The organism is Acidobacteriota bacterium (assembly GCA_016208495.1).
GTDB lineage: Bacteria > Acidobacteriota > Blastocatellia > Chloracidobacteriales > Chloracidobacteriaceae > JACQXX01.
This window is the reverse complement of record JACQXX010000103.1, coordinates 21,014-40,278: the sequence shown is the minus strand read 5'-3', so window position 1 is coordinate 40,278 and position 19,265 is coordinate 21,014. Positions and strand designations below refer to the sequence as shown.

Sequence of the window (19,265 nt, the reverse complement as noted above, 5' to 3'; positions counted from 1 at the left end):
CTATACCAACAGTTCCAGGCGATTTTTAACCACGAAATACACGAAATACACGAAAAGAATCAAAAATCCTAAACCTCAGCCTTCACTCGATTTGGAATCGTCACGGTAATCCGGGTTCCGGTCCCAGCCTTTGTTTCAACCGACAGCCAGGCCGATTCGCCATACAGCGCACGGAGCCGTTCAGTCACCAGTTGGAGCCCGACACCACTCGATTCAGAACGCATTGAACTTCTCTCCCCGGAGAAAAATTCAGCCGCGGAGTACTGGCCAACTCCATTATCTTCAACCAGTAACCTGATTGAATCTCTATTGTCTTGGGCGCGAACGCACAGACTGATCGGCCCCGTCTTTGGAGCCAGTCCATGTTTGACAGCGTTTTCAACCAGAGGTTGCAACAACAGTGATGGAATTGGAAAGTATGCCAGGCTGGGATTTAGTTCCAGTATCACCCTTAACCTGGAGCCAAACCTGACCTGTTCAATTTCAAGGTAGGCCCGAATAAAATCAAATTCCTTTCCCAGTGATATCGTGGGTTGACTGGCCTGGGTGAGGCAATATCGAAAAACTTCAGCCAGTCGCTCGGTCATCAGTTCAGCTTTTTCGGGTTCGTCAGCAATCAGGTCGGCAATTGTATTGAGGGTGTTAAACAGAAAATGCGGGTTGACCTGGGCCCGGAGGGCCCTGATTTCAGCTTCCATCAACAACTGTTGCAAGTGAGTTTCCTGCAGGTGTTGCCGCCGACGGTCTTCGTCAAATTTCAGTTGTTCAAGACGGCGGCTGAGGCGTTCGGCAATGGTTGTCAAAAACGAGATTTCGTCACTCAGAAGCTGGCGGCGGCGTTCCCCGGCAGCCAGCCCCATCACACTATGGAGCTTATCGCCCACCCACATTGGAACGATGACTTCAGGGTCAAGCCCGTCAAAGGCACGTTGCAGAGGGTGACCTGGCCACAGCGTTACGACCTTTTCGGCGCCAAGATCTATTTCGGAACAGAAACCAGGCGGTTTATGAAGAAGGACAATGCGAACTGATTCAATTCCCAGCGCCCGGCTCACGGTCGTTTCGGCAATTTTGAAAATCTCCATCTGAGTTAATGCGGATGCTGATTTGAGTGTAAATTCCTTGAAAAGTTCACCATAGTCAGGGCGATGAAAAAGCCATCGGTCCGCCGCCCTGTCAATGAACCGGGAAATACGCGGAAAAACCAGCAACAACCCCGCCACCACAAAAACAGCCGTAATGCTGATTCCAGCCTTGGGAAACATGACAAGTTTCCGAATATGTGGCTTCAGCAGGTCAAAAACCACCATAACCGCAACCAGAGCAACAATTTCCGCCGCCAGGATCGTCAGACACCACTTCACAAAAACATCCGCAAAGCGAAATTGCGCCAGGAAGCTGAACAACACAATGATACCGACAATGGTTGATTGTTCTGCGACCGTTCGAACAGCCAATGTCCACTCGGGTGATACTGATGGCTGGGCTCTGAACCACAAACTCATTGCCATGATCAACCCCAGCGCCATAACTATTCGAGTGGAAATCAGTTCGCGGGGTGGTTGGTGTGGCCTGCCTTGAAACAGAATCCAGCCCAAAAGAACATGCAGCACAAGGCTATAAGCGGTTGCTTCCAGCAACCAGTTTCCCCAGGCTCGAAAGATTGGGCCAATGATACCAAGAAGATATCCAACCGTGAACAAACCGGCACTGATGGCCGAGAGAAAACTAACCCAATATTGAAGCCAAAAATACCATTTCGCCCGCCATCTGACTGTTCCCTGATCAAGCCACAAAACGGTTGGCAGCCAGACAAGGGCACTGTGGGCCAACGCCGCACATAAGAAAATGACCGGCAACGTATTATTGCCGGTCATCAGCCCCGCGCTCCGATTGATCAAGATTCCCACATTCCAAACCAGCCCCAGCACAACCGCTACAAACCCATACGTCGTCCACCCGCCCAGTCGCTGAACTTTTCTTAAATACCCGAGAAGCATCACAAACACGACGCTCCCGGTTGCATAACTTAGAATTTGAACGGTTAAATAAACATTGATCGAAGCTGGCATATCAACACACCGCTGTCCTGATTACGGATTTCGGTTCAGAGTTCAAGCTTTAGTGAGCGTTAAAAAATAAATTCCTGGGAGCGCGGGCATCCTGTCACGTCTAGGTTTTGGTTTTGCACCGCGAAGCGTTGCAGTTCGGATAGCCGGTTGGTTGGCCGCTTTGGGCCTACCACCGGATCCGGTGGCCGATTCTTTTTCCCCCGCGCGAGCCGCGCCCCGCAGGGGCGCGGCTCGCGCGGGGGGATGGGAACCAACCTTTTCCCGGTGGTAGCTCACAAAGCCTCGCAACCGACCGGCTATCCGAACTGCAGCCCTTCGGGATGCTCAATCCAAATACCTGCCCTCAACCAAAAATGGGAAGTTGTTTTTTAACGCTCCCTTAGCTTGCAAAAAGTGGAGCATCGCAGAGTTCAAGCTCTTGATTCGACTAAAATTGTTCTATCCTTCAGCCAGAAGCAAGCTAAAGCTTGAACTCTGTACTTTTTCTGAAAAGTGCATTAAGTATTTAGAGTCCTCACCGCAACCACCCGAAAACTGTTAACCCTATCGTCGCCCTCTGGGAAGTAGCTGTCGCGGAACGCCGACCGGCAGAGCCTGGCACTGCTGCCCCAAGAACCGCCTCGCATCATCCGATATTCGTTATCAAACTCACCCTCCCAGGCACTTCCATCCGTTGGCGCATCGTCATAGGTGTCGTGCCAGACATCCTGACACCACTCCCAGGTATTCCCATGCATATCGTGGAGCCCCCAGGCGTTAGGTGGAAAGCTTCCGACCGATGTAGGGTTTCCGCGATACTCGCCTTTTGGTGCATCTCCGTAAGGATAATTTCCATTATAGTTTACCTGGTCGGTCGTGATGGTTTCCCCAAATGAAAACGGCGTCCTCGTCCCTGCCCGACAGGCATATTCCCACTCGGCTTCAGTCGGTAACCGGTAGCTGTAGCCATCCTGTTTGGCATTTAACCTTTTCAAAAATTCCTGGCAATCGTTCCACGATACCTGCTCCACCGGCAGGTTGTCCCCTTTGAAATATGACGGATTGGTTCCCATCACTGCCTGCCATTGTGCCTGGGTCACCTGGAATTTCCCCAGATAAAAAGGCTTGCTGAACGTGACTTTGTGCTGTGGCCTTTCGTCAAGATAACGTTCAGCTTCAGTTTCTGGTGACCCCATCAGAAAACTTCCGGCTGGAATCAAAACAAATTCCATGCCGATGCTATTGGTAAAGGTTGGGGGAAGTGGTGGCAATTCTTCGAAATCACTGAGAGTCAGGTGGGTTAACCCTAACCGCCGTAAAACTGGAATTGAAATCCTGGCAAATGGTCGGGCAATGGCTGGAAGGGACTCTTTCCCTTGTGGATGGATCATGCAGGCCAAAAAGTCGAATGGTTTTCCAAGTTGATGCTCGACATATGCGGAAACACAGGCCAAAACCTGTTCAAGATCATTTGTTGCTTCTGATTGGAGCTGTTCCCTTACACCATCAACAAATTCATATTCCACCTCGCCTTTTGGTTCAGAAGGTATTTGACGTTTGAGAATTCCTCCAAGCAGAAGTTCGGCCAATTGCTCCTGTTTGCAATTGGCAATCATTCGGTAATGCACCAACTGAATAACCGGCAAGGTCAGCGGCATCCAGGAAAGATAGCCCGCCAGCCGATATGTTTCAGAAGAGACCAGCATCCGAAATCGCTCCAGGGATTCCTCTGGATTCATTCTTTCCAAAGGCTCAACGTGCGGTTGAATTTTTGATGTACCTGGCGAAGCGGAAACCAGCGTTGCCGAGTATGGAATCCCCTGCCCCATCAACATCTTTGCCCAATCCTCGATTAACTCTGGTTTCAACGAAACAATTGGAATGGCCAGTTGCACGGGTTTTTTGGTTGGATTTGGAAGGTCAGTTTCCTGAGCGTGAAATGCTTCTGCCCACCACGGGCGCTCAACCTCAAGCCTTTTATTTGGGACACCCGGTATACCAGTTCTCACAATCACATCCGGCTCGCCTAAAATGGTTGATTTCCACAATGATTCCCCAAGCATCTGGCAGATGACAACTGGGGTTTGGCTTCCCCAACCAATGAGCGTGTTGGACAGATTCCCATTTTGCCACGCCGCCGATACCCCATCGGTCAGTATCATCAACAACCGCCGTCCCGCCGGGTCACGAAGAATGCCGGGTTCGTGTACTATCCCTGAAGAATCAATCAATTGCACTTTGTTTTCCTGGATCTGGAACTTCCAAACCCGGACATCACGAAAAGCACCATGACGCCCCAGCAATTGAGCCAGCATTCGAATCGTGGATTGCCAGACAACCATCGAAGGACTGTCCTCGACAACGAGAATGGCTTCAAACCAGCGTTCTTTTGCAGGTTGGAAAGCAGGAAAAGTAAACCCGACTTCAGCCGATTGAGAAACGGTGGTTTCTTCATCAAACACAAGGGTTTGCTGGGAGTTGCAACGACGTGAGAACGGGCGCAACGCACGACTGATGGCAGGGGCTTCCGGAAGTGGAGGAGCGCCAGCCACTCGAACTTTTGACACACGAGCTTTCCCGGTTTGAGAAGGTGAACCAGATGGGAAAATCGGTTGTTTCTCCGGAGTGGCAGCAGTTTGAAGGTTGAGTTGTTCAGATTTGTTAACTGAAGATTGTTCCGAAGCAGAAACTTTATGAAAATCAGGTTGCTCTACATTCCGCCCCAACACAGACACTTCTGGGTTAAATTGGCTTAACCAAAGGGCCTCTTCGATCTGGCGATAGTCAAGGTCGAGATCAGTTTGATTTAAGAGGGAGATAAACTGCTTGATCATGATGCGAATTACGGGTTGAAAAAAAGTGGTTTTGAGCCCAGGAACTGGGCGGAAGGCATGTAGCCCAGGGTGCAACCCTGGGAAAACGTTGTCTCCCACCCCTGCCCGACCAGCCGCCGCCTATGACGGCGGCTGGTCGGGCAGGGAAAAATGAGGAAAAATCAGGTTCCCAGGGCTCGAAGACTCGCCCTGGGCTACAAGCCATCACCTACTTCGTAGGTTGAGAGCCAAAACTGCTTCAAACCCTTAACTGGCATTCATGGTGTTTCCATAGTTGTCAGTGATTGAAACAACTCTTTGATCAATCGTGGTCGGTCCGCTTCCTGAATCCCGGATCTTCCAATGACCAGAAACAAGGCATTTAAAAGTTGATCCGTTGCCAGAGCTTCGGTATCCCGTTGATTTAAGAAGGTTTGAATATGAACCCTTGATTCACGGGCAATGTTCGCACCGAGATGCGCTTCAACAATGAGTTCCAACTGGTTTAAATCCGGTTCTCCGAGAGTCAATTGCAGACACCGACGCAAAAGCGGCGCCGGGAAATCGCGCTCTCCATTGCTGGTCATAACGACAAATGGAAATTGAGAACATCGGATGTACCCGTTTGTAATGGGGAAGAGTTCACCAGTCTGGTCTCTGATTTCGACAGTTTGCTGGTCAAGTCGTTCAAGTTCAGGAATCCGAAATTCACCCTTTTCAAAAATGTTCAGCAGGTCATTCGGAAGATCCAGGTCAGCTTTGTCAATTTCGTCAATCAGCAAAGCGCGGGGACGAGCGGTTGGAAGGAGTGCCGTCCCAAGCGCCCCAAGTTTGAGGTACTTACCAATGTCAGGTGTTTGCCCTTTGAGTTGCGACTCCTGGAGCCGTCCAATGGCATCGTACTGATACAGCCCCTGTTGGAGCGTTGTTCTTGATGTAATCGGCCATTCAAGCACTTCGCCCAGCATCAGTTCGTAGGCGACCCGATAAATGAGCGAAGATTTTCCAGTACCGGGCTTCCCGGTCACCAGCAAGGGTCGGCGCAGATACAACGCCGCATTGACCATTTCAACTATCTGATCGTTTGCCAGAAATGTTTTGCCTCGCTCAATCAGTTCAGATGAAACTGATTTTTCTGTTTTTGGGAAGTTTCGCTCTTTGACGACTTTGCCTTTGAACTGTCGCCACGGTGGCGGCTCCGGGAGGCGATTGATGGCGTCCGTAGGGTGACCACTGCCGGTAAATATCTTCCAGTCGTGTTGCATAATGCGCTTCCTTACCTGAACGGGATAAATTTATGGGCCATGGGATTTCGTCGTGGATCGTCCCATAAGAATGTCAATGCGGATCCATGATGAGTTGGATTGTCCATCGCATTTTCACGCAACTCACGGATTCGGAGCGGAAGTTCCTCCAATGTACCGCCTTTCACAAGTTCTCCAAGATGCTCTCTGAAAACAACCCAATCTTTTTGTTCCCGTGACCAAAGGGCAAACGGAACGCCATTTTGAAGACAGGTGAGAAGCAGCTTCCCTTCAACTGACTCTTTTGTCAGATCTGGAACTACCGAAAACCCGACGCATGCTCCATAAAGTTTTTGAACGAGGTGGACAACCAGTTTTTTTGGTGACGAAAAGTGTTCATCTGGAAGCCAAAACACAGTTGGAGTTTGGCACAACTCAGGGCAAGTTTTAATTTTGTTCGCAACCGTGCTCCAAACCTGACAACCTTCGGGGTTCTGTTTGGCCGTTGTTCTATCACGCCAGCGGAGAACGACGGAATGATAAGCTCCCAATTCAGCCTCTCGATACGACCATTGATCAATTCCCCAGGAGAAGTATTGAATAGGAATGAGAAACTCCAGAAATAAATTTTGAACATTTACCTTTGTTTTCAAATCCCCAGCTAAAAGTTGATTCAAAAGTCCAATTACCGCAGCTTGAACACCTTTCAGTGAAGGTTCACAGGGCCTTATATCGCTCAATCCAGGCTCATCATCGTGAAAGAACCAAAACTCTATTTGATCTGGATATTTTCTCCGTGGAGACATAGGGGGAGGAATTTCAATCAACAAAAAGTGACGGCGTGGTTCAGGGGGAACTCGGGGTGAGGTTTCTTTTGGTGAGGAGACAAGCTTTTTCAGTTCAGCTTCAATTTTCCCCAATCCACACCCATTCGGACTTTTCGCCCAATTCAATAAGGCAATCACTCTTTCTCCCTTCTGAGCAGAAGAACCGCGCTGTTCAGATTGGGGCATGCCAACTGACACAATGATCCCATGCAGTTGAACTTCAGTAAGCTGATTCAAAGTTTCAAGCAGGACTGACTCATCCACCATATCCTCTGATCCTTACTTCTGAGGTGTGAGAATGACACGTAGGCACACAACAATCGTTTCGTGCACCTCAACAAGTTTGGTTTTGATTTTGAAAATGAAAGCAAGAAGAATCCAGATGGGATCTGGATAAACCCAATCATTGACAATTTATTTTTAACTGTCAATCCCTATCATCATTGCTTGAAGAAATTTTTAAGAATCAATCAGATACAGAAAGTATAATCACTTTTTCGGACAGAAAACCACTTATTCGCTGGTTGGTTATATTTCCCCTCAGATTTTACACCATTTTCACTGAGGTATCTGATACTCAATTGTCCGCCTCAGCCCTTCCTCAACCTGAATCAGCGGCTCATATCCAATCAGCGCTTTGGCTTTGGCAATTGATGCCAGCGAATGGCGGACGTCACCCGCCCGGGTTGATTCATAAATCGGCGTGTGATCGGTTCCAAAAATCCGGTTCAGGATGACAACCAGTTCATTTAAGGTAATGCGGCCACCACAGCCGATGTTGATGACTTCTCCACCTAACCGTTCGGGGCAATCCATTGCGAGCGAATTGGCGTGGACGACATTTTTGACGAAGCAGAAATCACGGGATTGTTCGCCGTCTCCAAAAATCACTGGACGGATGCCACGTGGCATGATGTCGGTGAATTTGGCAATCACACCCGAATACTGGCTGGTTGGATCTTGTCGCGGTCCAAAGACATTAAAATAGCGGAGCGAAACCGTGTCGAGATCATGACATGCCGCAAAAGCCGACATGTAGCCTTCTCCGGCAATTTTACTGGCGGCATACGGGCTCAACGGACGCGGCGGCATGGTTTCGACTTTGGGTAACACTTCGGTGTTGCCATAGGCACTGGAGGAAGCCGCAAAAATCACCCTTCGCACACCAACTCGCACCGCAGCGTCAAGCAGGTTCAACGTCGAAATTTCACCTGACCGCTGGGTCTGGAGCGGGTTGCGCACCGAGCGCGGAACACTGGGGATTGCTGCTTCGTGAAACACACATTCCACCCCCTGAACAGCACGGGCGGCAACTTCCGGATCAGCTAAATCGCCTTCGATAAACTCAATATCTTTCAGAAATCCGGCCAGATTTTCCTTGTGCCCGGTGACAAGCGAATCCACCACCCGCACCTGATACCCACGCCCCAGCAATGCCTCGACAATATGACTCCCAATAAAACCCGCTCCACCTGTAACAAGTTGTACCATATGGATTTCCGCTTTCTCTTTTGAAATGAGTATTTGACTCCTGGGTTTTGGTTTTGGGTCCGTGTATTTTGATTTTGCACTGAAATGCTTGAATCTCAACCCCAAGCCCCCAGCCCTCAGCCCTTCGCCCAATTACAATGCTATCAGCAAAAGCAATTCCTTTTCCAAAGACCTTTCCAACCAGGAACTTTTCCAAGGTAGCCGTTTTCCTGACGCCAGTGATATAGTGCGTGTGAATTTTTCATCTTCTTATCAATCCAGATCACGCGAGGTATTGCATGACGCCACAACCATCCAGCGCAAGTGTCTCTTCACCCAAACAACGCACCAAAGGCGGAGTTCACGCTCCGGTTGCGTTTGATGCCGATCTGTACAAAGCCCGCCGGGCGCAGGTTTTGGAACGATTAGGCCGAAATACGCTGGTGCTTTTTAGCCCACCTGAAGCCCACCGAACCCACGATTTGAATTATCGCTATCGCCCAGACAGCGATGTGTATTACCTGACCGGATTTGATGAACCTGAAACCGTCCTGGTGTTGACCAATGATCATCCGGAACACAAATTCGTGATGTTTGTCAGACCTCGCGACCCCGAACGCGAAACATGGGATGGCTTCCGGGCCGGGCTTGAAGGCGCAGTGAACCGATATGGGGCGGATGTCGCTTTTCCCATCAGTGAGTTTTCATCCAAAATTGCCGAATACCTCAACAATGGCCAGACCCTGTACTACCGGTTTAGCCGCGATGAAGTCTTCAACCAGCATATTTTCAACGCCATGAAAGCTGCCCGGTGGCGATCACATCGAAGTGGGCATGCACCGGATACGATTCGCGACACGGGATGCCTGCTTGGCGAAATGCGCCTCCGGAAAGATCCATCGGAACTGAATCGGATGCGAATTGCTGGTGAAATTGCCGCCGAAGCTCACTGTGAAGCCATGCTGGCAACGGCCCCAGGCAAATATGAATTTGAAATCGAAGCCGTGATTGAATATGTCTTTCGGCGGCGTGGCGCGCTGGGTCCGGCCTATACAAGCATCATTGGATCGGGCGCTAATGCCACGATTTTGCACTACAACACCAATGATCGGCTGATGGAAGACGGCGATCTGCTGTTGATTGATGCGGGTTGTGAATATGGCTATTACGCTTCGGACATCACCCGGACATTCCCGGTCAACGGGAAATTTATCGACCCGCAGCGCAAAATCTATGAAGCCGTTCTGAAATCCCAACTGGCTTCAATTGACATGGTCAAACCGGGAAACCGTTTTATTGACTACCATAACAAAGCCACCGAAGTACTGGTTGAAGAACTCCTCAAGCTTGGTTTGCTGGAAGGGACAGTTGAGAAAAACCTGGAAGACAAATCCTATATGAAGTTCTATATGCACCGCGCCGGGCACTGGCTTGGAAGCGATGTGCATGATGCGTCGAGCTATGTGGTCGAACAGGAAGACGACTATGTCTCGCGCATCTTTGAGCCGGGAATGGTCGTCACGGTCGAACCAGGACTCTACTTCCAAACTTCATTGGAAGGAGTGCCTGCCGAATACCTGGGAATTGGTATCCGCATCGAAGATGATGTGGTGGTCACTGAAACGGGCAATGAAATCCTGACGGCTGGTGTCCCGAAGTTGATTGATGAAATTGAAGCCTTGATGGCCCGATGAGAGTTGGGGCCGAGGGCTTGGGGCTGAAGACAAGTGAATAAAGAATTGAGAATGTAGAGTGTAGAAATAAAGCGGCTAAACTCGCTTTTTTCAATTCTTCATTCTCAATTCTTCATTCGCCTTCTTGTCTCCAAGCACGAGTTGACAAGCTCAACGGTCAAAGGTAGAACTATTTTCAACATAAACCTTAACTAATTCCAGAAAGTGAGAAAAAGATAGCAATGCAACTGACGCTGACTCCTAAAGCAATCACTGAAGTGAAAAAATTTATTGCGGATGAGGGCCTTGGCACAGAGGGGGGTTTGCGTGTACGCGTAATGCCCGGAGGCTGCTCAGGCTTCCAATACGCTCTGGATGTTGAAGAAGCCCCACGCGATGGCGATAACATTTTTGATTCCAATGGATTACGAGTTTTCATCGATCCATTTAGCGAACAATATTTGGAAGGTGTGGAAATTGATTATGTGACAAGTGTCATGGGTTCTGGATTTACGTTCCGCAACCCCAACGCGGCTGGAAGCTGCGGCTGCGGCAGTTCCTTCACCGTCTAAGGGAGTCGGATGGAAATATCATACCACCAGGGTTCAGGGTTCAGGGTTCAGGGTTCAGGGTAGGCTAATCCAACTTGAGCCGTAACCGCCGGTTTCCTGGTACTCATCTTGAGCGGAACCCGTTGCTTCATCGCCTCAAATCCTGAACCCTGAACCCTGAACCCTGGATCATTGGGACTTTATTTTCTTCTGGGTCCCTAATTCCTCCTTCAAACGACCAAAGAACAAAGCAAAAGAGCATCCAGGGTATCATCCCGGATGCTCTTTCGCTTTTTCTTCAAATTGATTTTCCGGCACCGGTTACAGTCTGGCCAGAATGTCCGATTCGCGTTTTTCGAGTTCCAAACTGTCAAGCGTCCACTGAATCAATTCCCGAGCGGCCTGAGGATCCAGTTCAAAGAGTTCGGCTAATTTGGCCAGATGATCCTCTTCTTCCTTCACGAGCGTGCGATCACAGAGGGCGACTTCGACAACGGCCCGATACAGGGTCCGGCGCAATTCCGGGCTTTTGATCGGTTGCACTAAATCAGCCAGGGGAGTCGGCGACCTGAGTTCAGATTCAATCGAAAGGGTCACATCTTCATCGAGCAACGACAAACCGGTTTCACGAACTAACCCGGACAGGTAAGCGCGCTCCTCTTCGGAAACCTGATGATCCGCCGTAATCATATTGGCGACAGCCCGACAAAATAAAATCCGTTCCTCGCGGCTAAAGGCTTCGCTTTTGGGTTCATGGGCAAGCTGAGCAGAAGTGTCTTCCATGGGTAATCCTCACGCATTGAAAGATTGACACAGCTTCCACTGGACACTGAAGGAACCAAAAGGTTCACCCCAGGCAGGCAGGCAAGTCGCCATAAAACGGTTGAACGAGTGGAAAAGCTGGTGATTTGAATTGCGGCAGAGAGTACCACAACCCGCCTCGAAAATTGAACCATGAATCAAGCAACCCAATTCAATCTTTCAGGCTTGCGACCTCACGACGCAAAAGATACAGAGTATGGGGGATAGTGGTTTGAGCAATATCTTCCGGAGTGGTGTGCTTTTCATGGACCTGGGGGGCAATATCAATGCCGACTTTCGAGAACAAATGCCGGACAAAAGCTGAGCAAAAGAGCGAGCGCTCTTTCTGCATGCGGTTGGCGGTGGCTCGCCCGCCGATGTTATGTAAGGCCAGGTAGGTACCAAGGATTTCGCGCAGCGAATATTTGGTATTGGTTGCCACCAGTTCCAACCCGCTTGAAATCAAGGTACTGATTTGGGCGGGTTCCAAATGAAAATCCAGAATGGCCAGTGACTGAAAGTACTCTTCGTCATGGTATTTGGTAATTCGATTTTCCTGAACCCCAAGCCGGATGTTTCGGCGATGGAATTCCAGGTCTGATTCGATCACCCAATGGTGGCCATCCAGTCGCCGGCCTTGAAAAAAGAAGGCATGCCCCCACTCGCTCCAGCTTCGATCCGGGCGTTGTCGGCGTTGTGCCCGGCGAATGGCTTTATCAACCAGCGATGGCCCGCCAGCTAACCCGATGCATCCTTCACGGGCATAGCGTTCCAGAAACTCGGCATTGGATAATTGACTTTCCGTCACAATCTTAATTGGTGCGGTCACGGCAATTTCAACTCCTCACATTCAAAAGAAGTGCTATAGTTGGAATGGTTTCAATCACTTTCCCGGAAAATCATTCACAACCATTTTACATTTCGAGGTAATTTTCCATGAAACTCAAAGTCGAATACTGTGGGTCTTGAGGGTACTATCCCAAAGCTGTCAGGTTGGCAGAAGAACTTAAAGCAAAATTTGGTGTTACGGCAACCCTGGTCAAACTTTCAGGCGGGATTTTTGAAGTCTACCGCGATGATGAATTGATCTTTTCCAAACGACGTCTTGGACGTTTTCCAAACAACAACGAAGTAATTGACCTGATCACGGCACTTGAAACTGGCACTCCGTTAGAACAGGCCCAATCCGAGGTTTCAAAATCAACGTCTAGTGGCGGCGGGATCCTCCAACGATTTCTTCAAATGCTGAAGATATCGGGTTGAAGACATTGGGCTGAAGACTTCGGGCTCAGGGTATTAAACCCAATTTCTTCAGCCCTGAGCTTGCGAATCTTCAGCCCACTTTCTTCAGCCCCAAGCCCACTTTCTTCAGCCCCGGTTTGTTCAGCCCTGCTCTAAAAGGGTAACGAGAGCGAATCTGGTATCGGGAGCTTGTTTGACTCTCCCTCCTTTTGGGAGTCTCCTGGCCGGACAAACCCAACATAATCAACTTCAACATCCGGGTGACGAATATCTCCGGTGACCTTGAGCGGGAGACGAACTGTTTTCCCTTGACTCAACAAAGTTGAAATCACCGACGCAACCGGTCGTGATTTTTGCAGTTTGGCAGCCATTTCAGCCGTCATGGTTGCTTTGAGTTGAAAATCAACCGTGGTGACACTTCCCCGAAAAAAGATGGTGCCGTGGCCAGCGACCTCTGTTTTTTCTTTGGTATTGCACATCAATTCTTTTGCCTGAAACTTTTCAGGATCAATCGTGAAACTACAGGTCAACAGTTCAAAACGTGTTCCCTCAGGTTGAGTTGGCCCTGGGGCAACACCAGTTTTCCATTCGGTTGGCGACTTTTTGCTTTTGGGTTTCCCTGCAGCCAACTGGAGAGATTCCGATGGGGGAGACTGGTCAGGGGCTGGAAGTTGTTGGGGAAATGGTAGTTTAGGGATTGGAAATGGAAATCCTGATGGAACAGGAAGTTGTGGTGCCTCTTTTTTTGAAAATTCGCCAATTCGAATGGTCGGGAAAGTCCCATCCCGTAATTCCAACTTTCCTTCACCCTCTAGTGATCGGCTGACGTCGGTTTTCTCGGCAAATTTTCCCCGAAGCCGAAAATCACCACTGACGGCACCGGTGACAACAGGTTTGGTACTGAGGGCATTGAGGATTTCCTTCATTTCCGCTCCTTTGAGCGAACCTTTGACTTCAAATTGAAACGTTCGGGGCAAAAGGTCAATCGCCAGCTCCCCTTGATAGGTTCCGTTGGCTAATGACGCCATCAATGATCGGCAAGCGAGCCGATTTTTTGAAAAGACGCCTTCGGTGCTGATATTGGTACACCGGAAGATATTGGACTCAATGCCTGGCCGGGCATCAGTGGTGGTGGTCCCGGAACTAGATTTGGGAGGGGGTTCCTCTGTGGCTTCAGGTTCCTTCTTACTTTCAGAATTGACAATAAAAGATGAGTCAAACACCTGAATCTTCTCAACTTCAAATGGAATGTCGAGCAAGACCAGTGCCCCGGTGTGGGACTGGTTGCTTGCCTGAACCGAGGGGAGGTCAATCCAGGAGCGAGGGGTTCGGGAGGGGTGGTCACTGGCAGCCAGTGGATTTGGTGTGAGAATTCGCAAGGTAGACCAGTTCCATTCACCATCAAGGCGATGAACCAGATTGAGTTGTGCCCCTTCAACTTTGATCTGGGAAATCTCAAGGCTAGCCCCCCAAAGCCCGCTGAGGGGAACTCTGGTTTCCAGACGCCGGACTAGCAAGAAAGAACCCTTTTGGAATGCCGGGTCGTCATCCATTTCAACCCGCTCCAAAACCAGCGTCGGAAACAAAACCGACTTGATGGAAACGGTCCCAATCCGGGTATTGCGCCCGGTTAAAATTCCCAGTTTTTGTTCAAGCCTTGATTTTGTGGCCCCTGTTGGAATCACAGAGGGAAAAATAACCACCAGCACCACCAACCCAAGGAACACGACCAGTACCACGCCAACTTTCCAAATCAACCGACTTGATCGTGGTCGGCTGGTTGGCTGATGGGTTTTGGCGATTCTGATGGTTGGAGGGACCTGTGGAGGCAACGGTGGTTCAGCCGTAGACATACCAAACCTTCCTTTCACCGGATCCGGGTCCCGAAACGATCCCATTTTGAATTTAACAGCACATCTATCAGAAAATTCGAGGACCCGGTTTGATTATCGTCAGCACGAATTGAATACAAAATCCACATTGGGGCACCAATGATGTTTTTTCGAGGGACGCCCCCCCACTGCCGGCTATCTTCACTATTATCACGATTATCCCCAAGACAAAAGAACTGGTCAGGTGGAATTTTATAGGGGCTCCCCACGCCATAAACAGCCGTATCCAGAAGTTCATCAACCACTTGCCGGTTACCTGGGTCAGTTGGATCATTGGATTGCGGACCATAATACACGTTGTACGGAGTGGGTGAAGTTAAGGCATTGGGTCCCACATCCAGAGGCGGGAGTTCAGCCAGAATTTGAAGCGGCGCGGTTCGATTGAGCCGGTCAGACTCAATATTGATGGTAAACCTGACCTCGGCTAACTCCTGTCCGTTGATAAAAACCCGATTTCCACGAATCTCAATGGTTTCTCCGGGCAACCCTACCACTCGTTTGACATAATTCACATTGGGATCTTTTGGAAACTTGAAAATCACGATGTCACCCCGGCGAATATTGCGGGTAGGCAACCAGGGAATTCCAGTTGAACCACCATCAGCAAACATAAACTTGTTAACCAACAAGTAGTCACCGACCTGAATTGTATTTTTCATGGATCCGGTTTCGACCCGTACATCCTGGACGACAAAGGTAAAAACAAAGAGCGAGCCAATGACTGTCATCAGGGCGACCTCAATAAACTCGCGGATCAAGCCCGGCTTCTGTCGAGCAAGCACGGGAGAAGGTGCAGCAGTGGTCGAGGCTGCCGGGTGTTTCTTCCGGCCCTGGTTCAAGGCAGATTGAAAGTGAGCAAAGACAGATTTGAACACGGAATTTGAGGAAAAATGAGCAAAGTCATACCATTCAGGGTTCAGGGTATCGGGTTCAGGGAAATACAATTTTTTCAATCGTTTAACCTTCCCATCATACGATGACTTCATTCCAAAATGGTATCACCCAGGTCCACCACAGGGGCGACTATGCCCATCAAGGTGTTGAGGGCGGTTGTTCCTTGGCTTTCGATGTGCGGGTAGCTACATGACGCATCTTAAGGTATTTCAACGCCATACTCGCGGCTGACTGGTGCGCCGCCTTGAGGGTTGGGCCACGTCCCTGGGCAATGATTTCACTCCCGAGCCGGAGTCCAACTGAAAATTCGGGGCTGTGCGGGGGGCCATCTGAAGCCACGGTAAAATATTCAGGTAATGGCATCCGATGAGCCCGCAACCAGTCCTGGAGTGCCGTTTTGGAATCGGCAAAATTTGCTTCAGTCGGGTCAAGTGTGGCCACTGAAGGTTCAAAAAGGGTTCGGACAAAAGTAGCCGTCCGGGCCAATCCGGCATCCAGATAGAGTGCTGCCAGAACTGCTTCAAAGGAATTTTCAAGAATCGCGCGCTTCCGGCGGCCCCCTGTTTTTTCTTCACCCCGATTTAACCGCAAGAATTTTCCCAGTTCTAATAATTGAGCACATTCCGCCAGGTGTTGTGAACTGACCAGATACCCCTTAAACCGTGCCAAAACTCCTTCGGGAGACTCTGGAAACCGCTCAACCAGCCACTCACTGATAATCAGGCCCAGGACGGCATCGCCTAAAAATTCGAGGCCCTCATTACTTAAACAATTTTCGTGACTATGCTCATTGGCATAGGAACGGTGTGTCAAGGCTCGCTCAAGCAACTCGGGCCTTTGGAACTGATATCCCATGCGTTCTTCGAGTTCACTGAGATTCAAAGTCAATTGCCCTTTCCGCGGTTAATTTTCGGTAAATCAATGGATCAGAAAGAAATACCAACAACTCTGGGAACCATTGCCGGTAAATTTGTTCACTGTAAGCCTGAAGAAACAAGCTCTGGGGGATACACGGGGTTTCAAACTGAGTGCAATTATTTTGAGCAGATTCGAGCGCGCATGGCTTGAATATAACCATCTAACCCATCCAGTTTGTTATTGTGGCTGACTCGGTACGGATCCTCAATATCTGTTCGGCAGGAGGTTAATAATTTACCATAGGTGGGTGACTCTTTATCTCCAGCCGTCATGCAGCTTTCACAAACCACAATGGTTTTTGCCATAAATTCCGCGGCTTTTGCCGCGCTGGCTCGGGCCTTTGCCAGTGCCACCCGGGCATCTGAGGATTGTTTATCAGATATCGCATTAAACTGCGTCGCGGCTTCGAAGTATTGTTCCTGATAAACCAGACTGGTCAGGTAATAACTAAATGGATCACGGCAATTCAGCTCAATCGAACGGGATAAGGACAACAACGCGTCATCAAATTTGTGATCCTTAAAGTTTGAAACACCAACCGTCTGGTACATCTGGCTGAGATACCGCCCCTTTGAGATCTCCCAATCAGTTGTGGATAGCTGGATTTTTTGGCCCCCTTCCATCAACGAAATCGCCTGGCGGGCAAAAAGTTCACCCGCACCCAGATGTTGAAAATTGCCCTTGAGCGACATCCGCCCGGCTTCTTCACCCAAGGTGATGCAGACCAGCAATTCATCTTCATTTTTCTTGAATTCTGGCGGCTCCTTTACAAATTCGGTTCCGATTCGAAAGGCATCTTCCAGTTTCCCAGCGTCTCGATACTCAAAAATCAAGGTAAACCGGGCTGAGTTGAGTTGTTCGCGGGCAAATCGAGCCTCTTCGGCCTGCGGATACTTTTGCAAAAAGCTTTGAAACCCTTCATATCGCTTTTCCGGCTGGACTACCTTCTCCAGGGTTTGAAGATCAGATTTTGCTGATGTCTGAGGAGTGGAGGAAGAACTGGGAGGTGACTGCGCTACGCCCAAGACACCAACCACTTGAGCCGGCATCAACTGGGCGTCACCCTGCATCGCCCAGACTTCGCCACCCAGGATCAAACCAGCCAGTGTCATCAAAAACACCCAGCAACACCGAGATACTGGTATGGAAAATCCATGCTTGCCGGAAAATCCACGATGGAAGTGAGCAGGATGGTTATGAGGGTTCATTTTGAAGCAATCTCATTGACTAGAGGCCGAGTTTCCATGAAACCAGGTGATTTTTTGAATCCGAAAGTGGAAGACCAGGGGACCAGGTTAGGACAGAGGAGCCAGGGTGCGGTCAGCATCAAAAACTCATGGGAATCGGGGAAACTATACGGGACCAATTCATGATTGGGCAAGCAGGGAAATAACGAAAGGGGCGCTTGGATCTGGGAAAGATCCTGGCGGCCCCTTTTTTAGGAAACATGATCCACAATTGGTCATTGTGGAATTATTGGCACGGCTGGGCTTTATACTTATCAATTTCCTCGGCCATCAACCGGGCAGCTTTCACTTTTGGATCTTCGGCTGGTGCAGTGGCTGGAGCCGCCGTCGTGGCTGGTTTGGCAGCACCTGGCTTTGCTTTGGGGTCAGGTTCTGGTGCTGGTGGTGGTGCCGGCTGCTCGTTGATTTTTTCTTCGTAAGCAAAATTAAATACTGGATCTAACAATTTCCGGGCATCATCGGAAAAAGACTTGAATGTTGCCGCATCTGATCGCTTTTCGATATAAGCCACGGCTTTGGCCAGATATTCGCTTGCAACCTTGGCTTTATCCTTGGCTGCCGTTAAAGCCGCCGTTGCCTCGGGAGTGGTTTTATCCGGGATGTCGTTATAGGTCTTGGCGATAGCGGTAAATTCAATAAATTTGATCCGCCCACGATAGTAAAGGCCATAGGCGTCACAATCCACCTTGATCGCTTCTTCAAACGATTTGGTGGCGTCGTCATATTTGGCATCCACGTAATGCATCATGGCAATCGTGCGATGCAAATCCGCCGTGACCGCATTCTTCTTTTCATCCCACTTAAAGTTTCTGTTATCAATCTTGCTGCCCTGGGCGATCAAATCAAGAGCTTTTTGAGAATACTCAGCTCCGACCTTGAGATAATTATTGTCATTCGACTGGATCGCAATCAGTCCAGAAGCACGGCCAAGGACCCAGTAGTACGGGAAATCATCAATTCCCTCTTTATGTTCTTTGGGTTCAGCAAACAGTTCCTTCCCATATTTGTGGGCATCAACCATATTTGCTTTCCCAAGGCTTCGATTGATCAATACCCCGCGAGCACCATTCAACCGGGTATTGACAAATACTTTGTACTCGGATTGTGGGTATTTGACCAGAAACTCCTGGATTTTTTTATACCGCAACTCGGGGTCTTTTTCATCGGTTGCGGCAATCATGTCATTATATTCTTGGGTCTGGCTTGAGACAGCATCGGTTGCCGTTGCCGTACCACTGGAACCACCCGCGGTGCTGGCACTGGCCACCTGCTGCGAGGCCAAAATTCGAGTTGTACTCCCTACCGGAGCGGCAGCAAGGGCAAGATTTCCACCAACCACCAGTTGGGTCAGGAATAAACTGACAAGGCAAATCAGAGACTTTTTCATAAGGGGGTTAAGCTCCTCCTAAGGCGAAATATGAAATTTTAATGACGGTGAAGTGTTGGACAGGCGAATTGAGTGATGATTTTTACCTTACCAGCGATGCCTGTAAAAGCAAAGTTTGTCGAACACGCGAAAAGCCTGGAATGTGGTTAAACACAGTGTTTTTTCACGAATTTCGGATGCTGACACGCTGCCATGGGTTTGTCAACGCTTTTGGACTCACTTCCTTTTTCCCATCTTTTTCAGGCAGGGTGAGGA

The 19,265-nt window shown here is 49.4% G+C and carries 15 protein-coding genes; 3 read left to right on the top strand and 12 right to left on the bottom strand.

Annotation, left to right across the window (positions count from 1 at the left end; all coding sequences use genetic code 11):
* Positions 1 to 68 precede the first annotated feature (68 nt).
* From HY774_20885 to HY774_20865, 5 genes are all read right to left on the bottom strand, one after another.
* Positions 69 to 2,072 (bottom strand): histidine kinase, encoded by a 2,004-nt coding sequence (locus HY774_20885; GenBank protein ID MBI4750943.1) that lies wholly within the window; start codon positions 2,070 to 2,072, stop codon positions 69 to 71.
* A 497-nt stretch (positions 2,073 to 2,569) separates the two neighbouring features.
* Complete coding sequence (locus tag HY774_20880; GenBank protein MBI4750942.1) at positions 2,570 to 4,213, bottom strand: formylglycine-generating enzyme family protein; 1,644 nt, start codon at positions 4,211 to 4,213, stop codon at positions 2,570 to 2,572.
* 929 nt (positions 4,214 to 5,142) lie between these two features.
* On the bottom strand, positions 5,143 to 6,129 hold the full coding sequence (locus HY774_20875; protein ID MBI4750941.1) for a MoxR family ATPase: 987 nt from the start codon (positions 6,127 to 6,129) through the stop codon (positions 5,143 to 5,145).
* An 11-nt stretch (positions 6,130 to 6,140) separates the two neighbouring features.
* Positions 6,141 to 7,202, bottom strand: coding sequence for a hypothetical protein (locus HY774_20870; protein ID MBI4750940.1), 1,062 nt, complete (start codon positions 7,200 to 7,202; stop codon positions 6,141 to 6,143).
* Positions 7,203 to 7,493: 291 nt separating this feature from the next.
* Complete coding sequence (locus HY774_20865) at positions 7,494 to 8,426, bottom strand: SDR family oxidoreductase (GenBank protein MBI4750939.1); 933 nt, start codon at positions 8,424 to 8,426, stop codon at positions 7,494 to 7,496.
* Between the two features lie 278 nt (positions 8,427 to 8,704).
* Between HY774_20865 and HY774_20860 the strand changes: the two genes are divergently transcribed.
* Together HY774_20860 and HY774_20855 are read left to right on the top strand one after the other, a co-directional pair.
* Positions 8,705 to 10,099 carry an aminopeptidase P N-terminal domain-containing protein gene (locus HY774_20860; protein ID MBI4750938.1) on the top strand — a complete coding sequence of 465 codons (1,395 nt, stop codon included), beginning with the start codon at positions 8,705 to 8,707 and terminating at the stop codon, positions 10,097 to 10,099.
* Between the two features lie 221 nt (positions 10,100 to 10,320).
* Positions 10,321 to 10,650 (top strand): iron-sulfur cluster assembly accessory protein, encoded by a 330-nt coding sequence (locus HY774_20855; protein MBI4750937.1) that lies wholly within the window; start codon positions 10,321 to 10,323, stop codon positions 10,648 to 10,650.
* A gap of 300 nt (positions 10,651 to 10,950) precedes the next feature.
* Here the strand turns inward: HY774_20855 and HY774_20850 are convergent, their stop codons facing one another.
* Together HY774_20850 and HY774_20845 are read right to left on the bottom strand one after the other, a co-directional pair.
* On the bottom strand, positions 10,951 to 11,412 hold the full coding sequence (locus HY774_20850) for a DUF533 domain-containing protein (GenBank protein MBI4750936.1): 462 nt from the start codon (positions 11,410 to 11,412) through the stop codon (positions 10,951 to 10,953).
* A gap of 190 nt (positions 11,413 to 11,602) precedes the next feature.
* Entirely contained in the window at positions 11,603 to 12,259 is a 657-nt protein-coding gene (locus tag HY774_20845) for a hypothetical protein (GenBank protein ID MBI4750935.1), read from the bottom strand.
* A 164-nt stretch (positions 12,260 to 12,423) separates the two neighbouring features.
* Here HY774_20845 and HY774_20840 point away from each other — a divergent pair, with 164 nt between their 5' ends.
* Positions 12,424 to 12,693: a hypothetical protein gene (locus HY774_20840; GenBank protein MBI4750934.1), complete on the top strand. Its 270-nt coding sequence runs from the start codon at positions 12,424 to 12,426 to the stop codon at positions 12,691 to 12,693.
* Positions 12,694 to 12,824: 131 nt separating this feature from the next.
* Here HY774_20840 and HY774_20835 read toward each other — a convergent pair whose 3' ends face one another.
* From HY774_20835 to HY774_20815, 5 genes are all read right to left on the bottom strand, one after another.
* Positions 12,825 to 14,525 (bottom strand): AsmA family protein, encoded by a 1,701-nt coding sequence (locus HY774_20835; protein MBI4750933.1) that lies wholly within the window; start codon positions 14,523 to 14,525, stop codon positions 12,825 to 12,827.
* A gap of 14 nt (positions 14,526 to 14,539) precedes the next feature.
* Positions 14,540 to 15,550 carry a signal peptidase I gene (gene lepB, locus HY774_20830; GenBank protein MBI4750932.1) on the bottom strand — a complete coding sequence of 337 codons (1,011 nt, stop codon included), beginning with the start codon at positions 15,548 to 15,550 and terminating at the stop codon, positions 14,540 to 14,542.
* 46 nt (positions 15,551 to 15,596) lie between these two features.
* Positions 15,597 to 16,346: a ribonuclease III gene (gene rnc, locus HY774_20825; GenBank protein MBI4750931.1), complete on the bottom strand. Its 750-nt coding sequence runs from the start codon at positions 16,344 to 16,346 to the stop codon at positions 15,597 to 15,599.
* A 146-nt stretch (positions 16,347 to 16,492) separates the two neighbouring features.
* Positions 16,493 to 17,488: a hypothetical protein gene (locus tag HY774_20820; GenBank protein MBI4750930.1), complete on the bottom strand. Its 996-nt coding sequence runs from the start codon at positions 17,486 to 17,488 to the stop codon at positions 16,493 to 16,495.
* Positions 17,489 to 17,849: 361 nt separating this feature from the next.
* Positions 17,850 to 19,010, bottom strand: a complete 1,161-nt coding sequence (locus HY774_20815; GenBank protein MBI4750929.1) for a hypothetical protein — start codon at positions 19,008 to 19,010, stop codon at positions 17,850 to 17,852.
* Positions 19,011 to 19,265 lie beyond the last annotated feature (255 nt).

Bases quoted from the DNA above. Each gene is read 5' to 3' on its own strand.
- HY774_20885 (MBI4750943.1), bottom strand. From the start codon at position 2,072: ATGCCAGCTTCGATCAATGTTTATTTAACCGTTCAAATTCTAAGTTAT.
- HY774_20880 (MBI4750942.1), bottom strand. From the start codon at position 4,213: ATGATACTGACCGATGGGGTATCGGCGGCGTGGCAAAATGGGAATCTG.
- HY774_20875 (MBI4750941.1), bottom strand. From the start codon at position 6,129: ATGCAACACGACTGGAAGATATTTACCGGCAGTGGTCACCCTACGGAC.
- HY774_20870 (MBI4750940.1), bottom strand. From the start codon at position 7,202: ATGGTGGATGAGTCAGTCCTGCTTGAAACTTTGAATCAGCTTACTGAA.
- HY774_20865 (MBI4750939.1), bottom strand. From the start codon at position 8,426: ATGGTACAACTTGTTACAGGTGGAGCGGGTTTTATTGGGAGTCATATT.
- HY774_20860 (MBI4750938.1), top strand. From the start codon at position 8,705: ATGACGCCACAACCATCCAGCGCAAGTGTCTCTTCACCCAAACAACGC.
- HY774_20855 (MBI4750937.1), top strand. From the start codon at position 10,321: ATGCAACTGACGCTGACTCCTAAAGCAATCACTGAAGTGAAAAAATTT.
- HY774_20850 (MBI4750936.1), bottom strand. From the start codon at position 11,412: ATGGAAGACACTTCTGCTCAGCTTGCCCATGAACCCAAAAGCGAAGCC.
- HY774_20835 (MBI4750933.1), bottom strand. From the start codon at position 14,525: ATGTCTACGGCTGAACCACCGTTGCCTCCACAGGTCCCTCCAACCATC.
- lepB (MBI4750932.1), bottom strand. From the start codon at position 15,550: ATGAAGTCATCGTATGATGGGAAGGTTAAACGATTGAAAAAATTGTAT.
- HY774_20820 (MBI4750930.1), bottom strand. From the start codon at position 17,488: ATGACACTGGCTGGTTTGATCCTGGGTGGCGAAGTCTGGGCGATGCAG.
- HY774_20815 (MBI4750929.1), bottom strand. From the start codon at position 19,010: ATGAAAAAGTCTCTGATTTGCCTTGTCAGTTTATTCCTGACCCAACTG.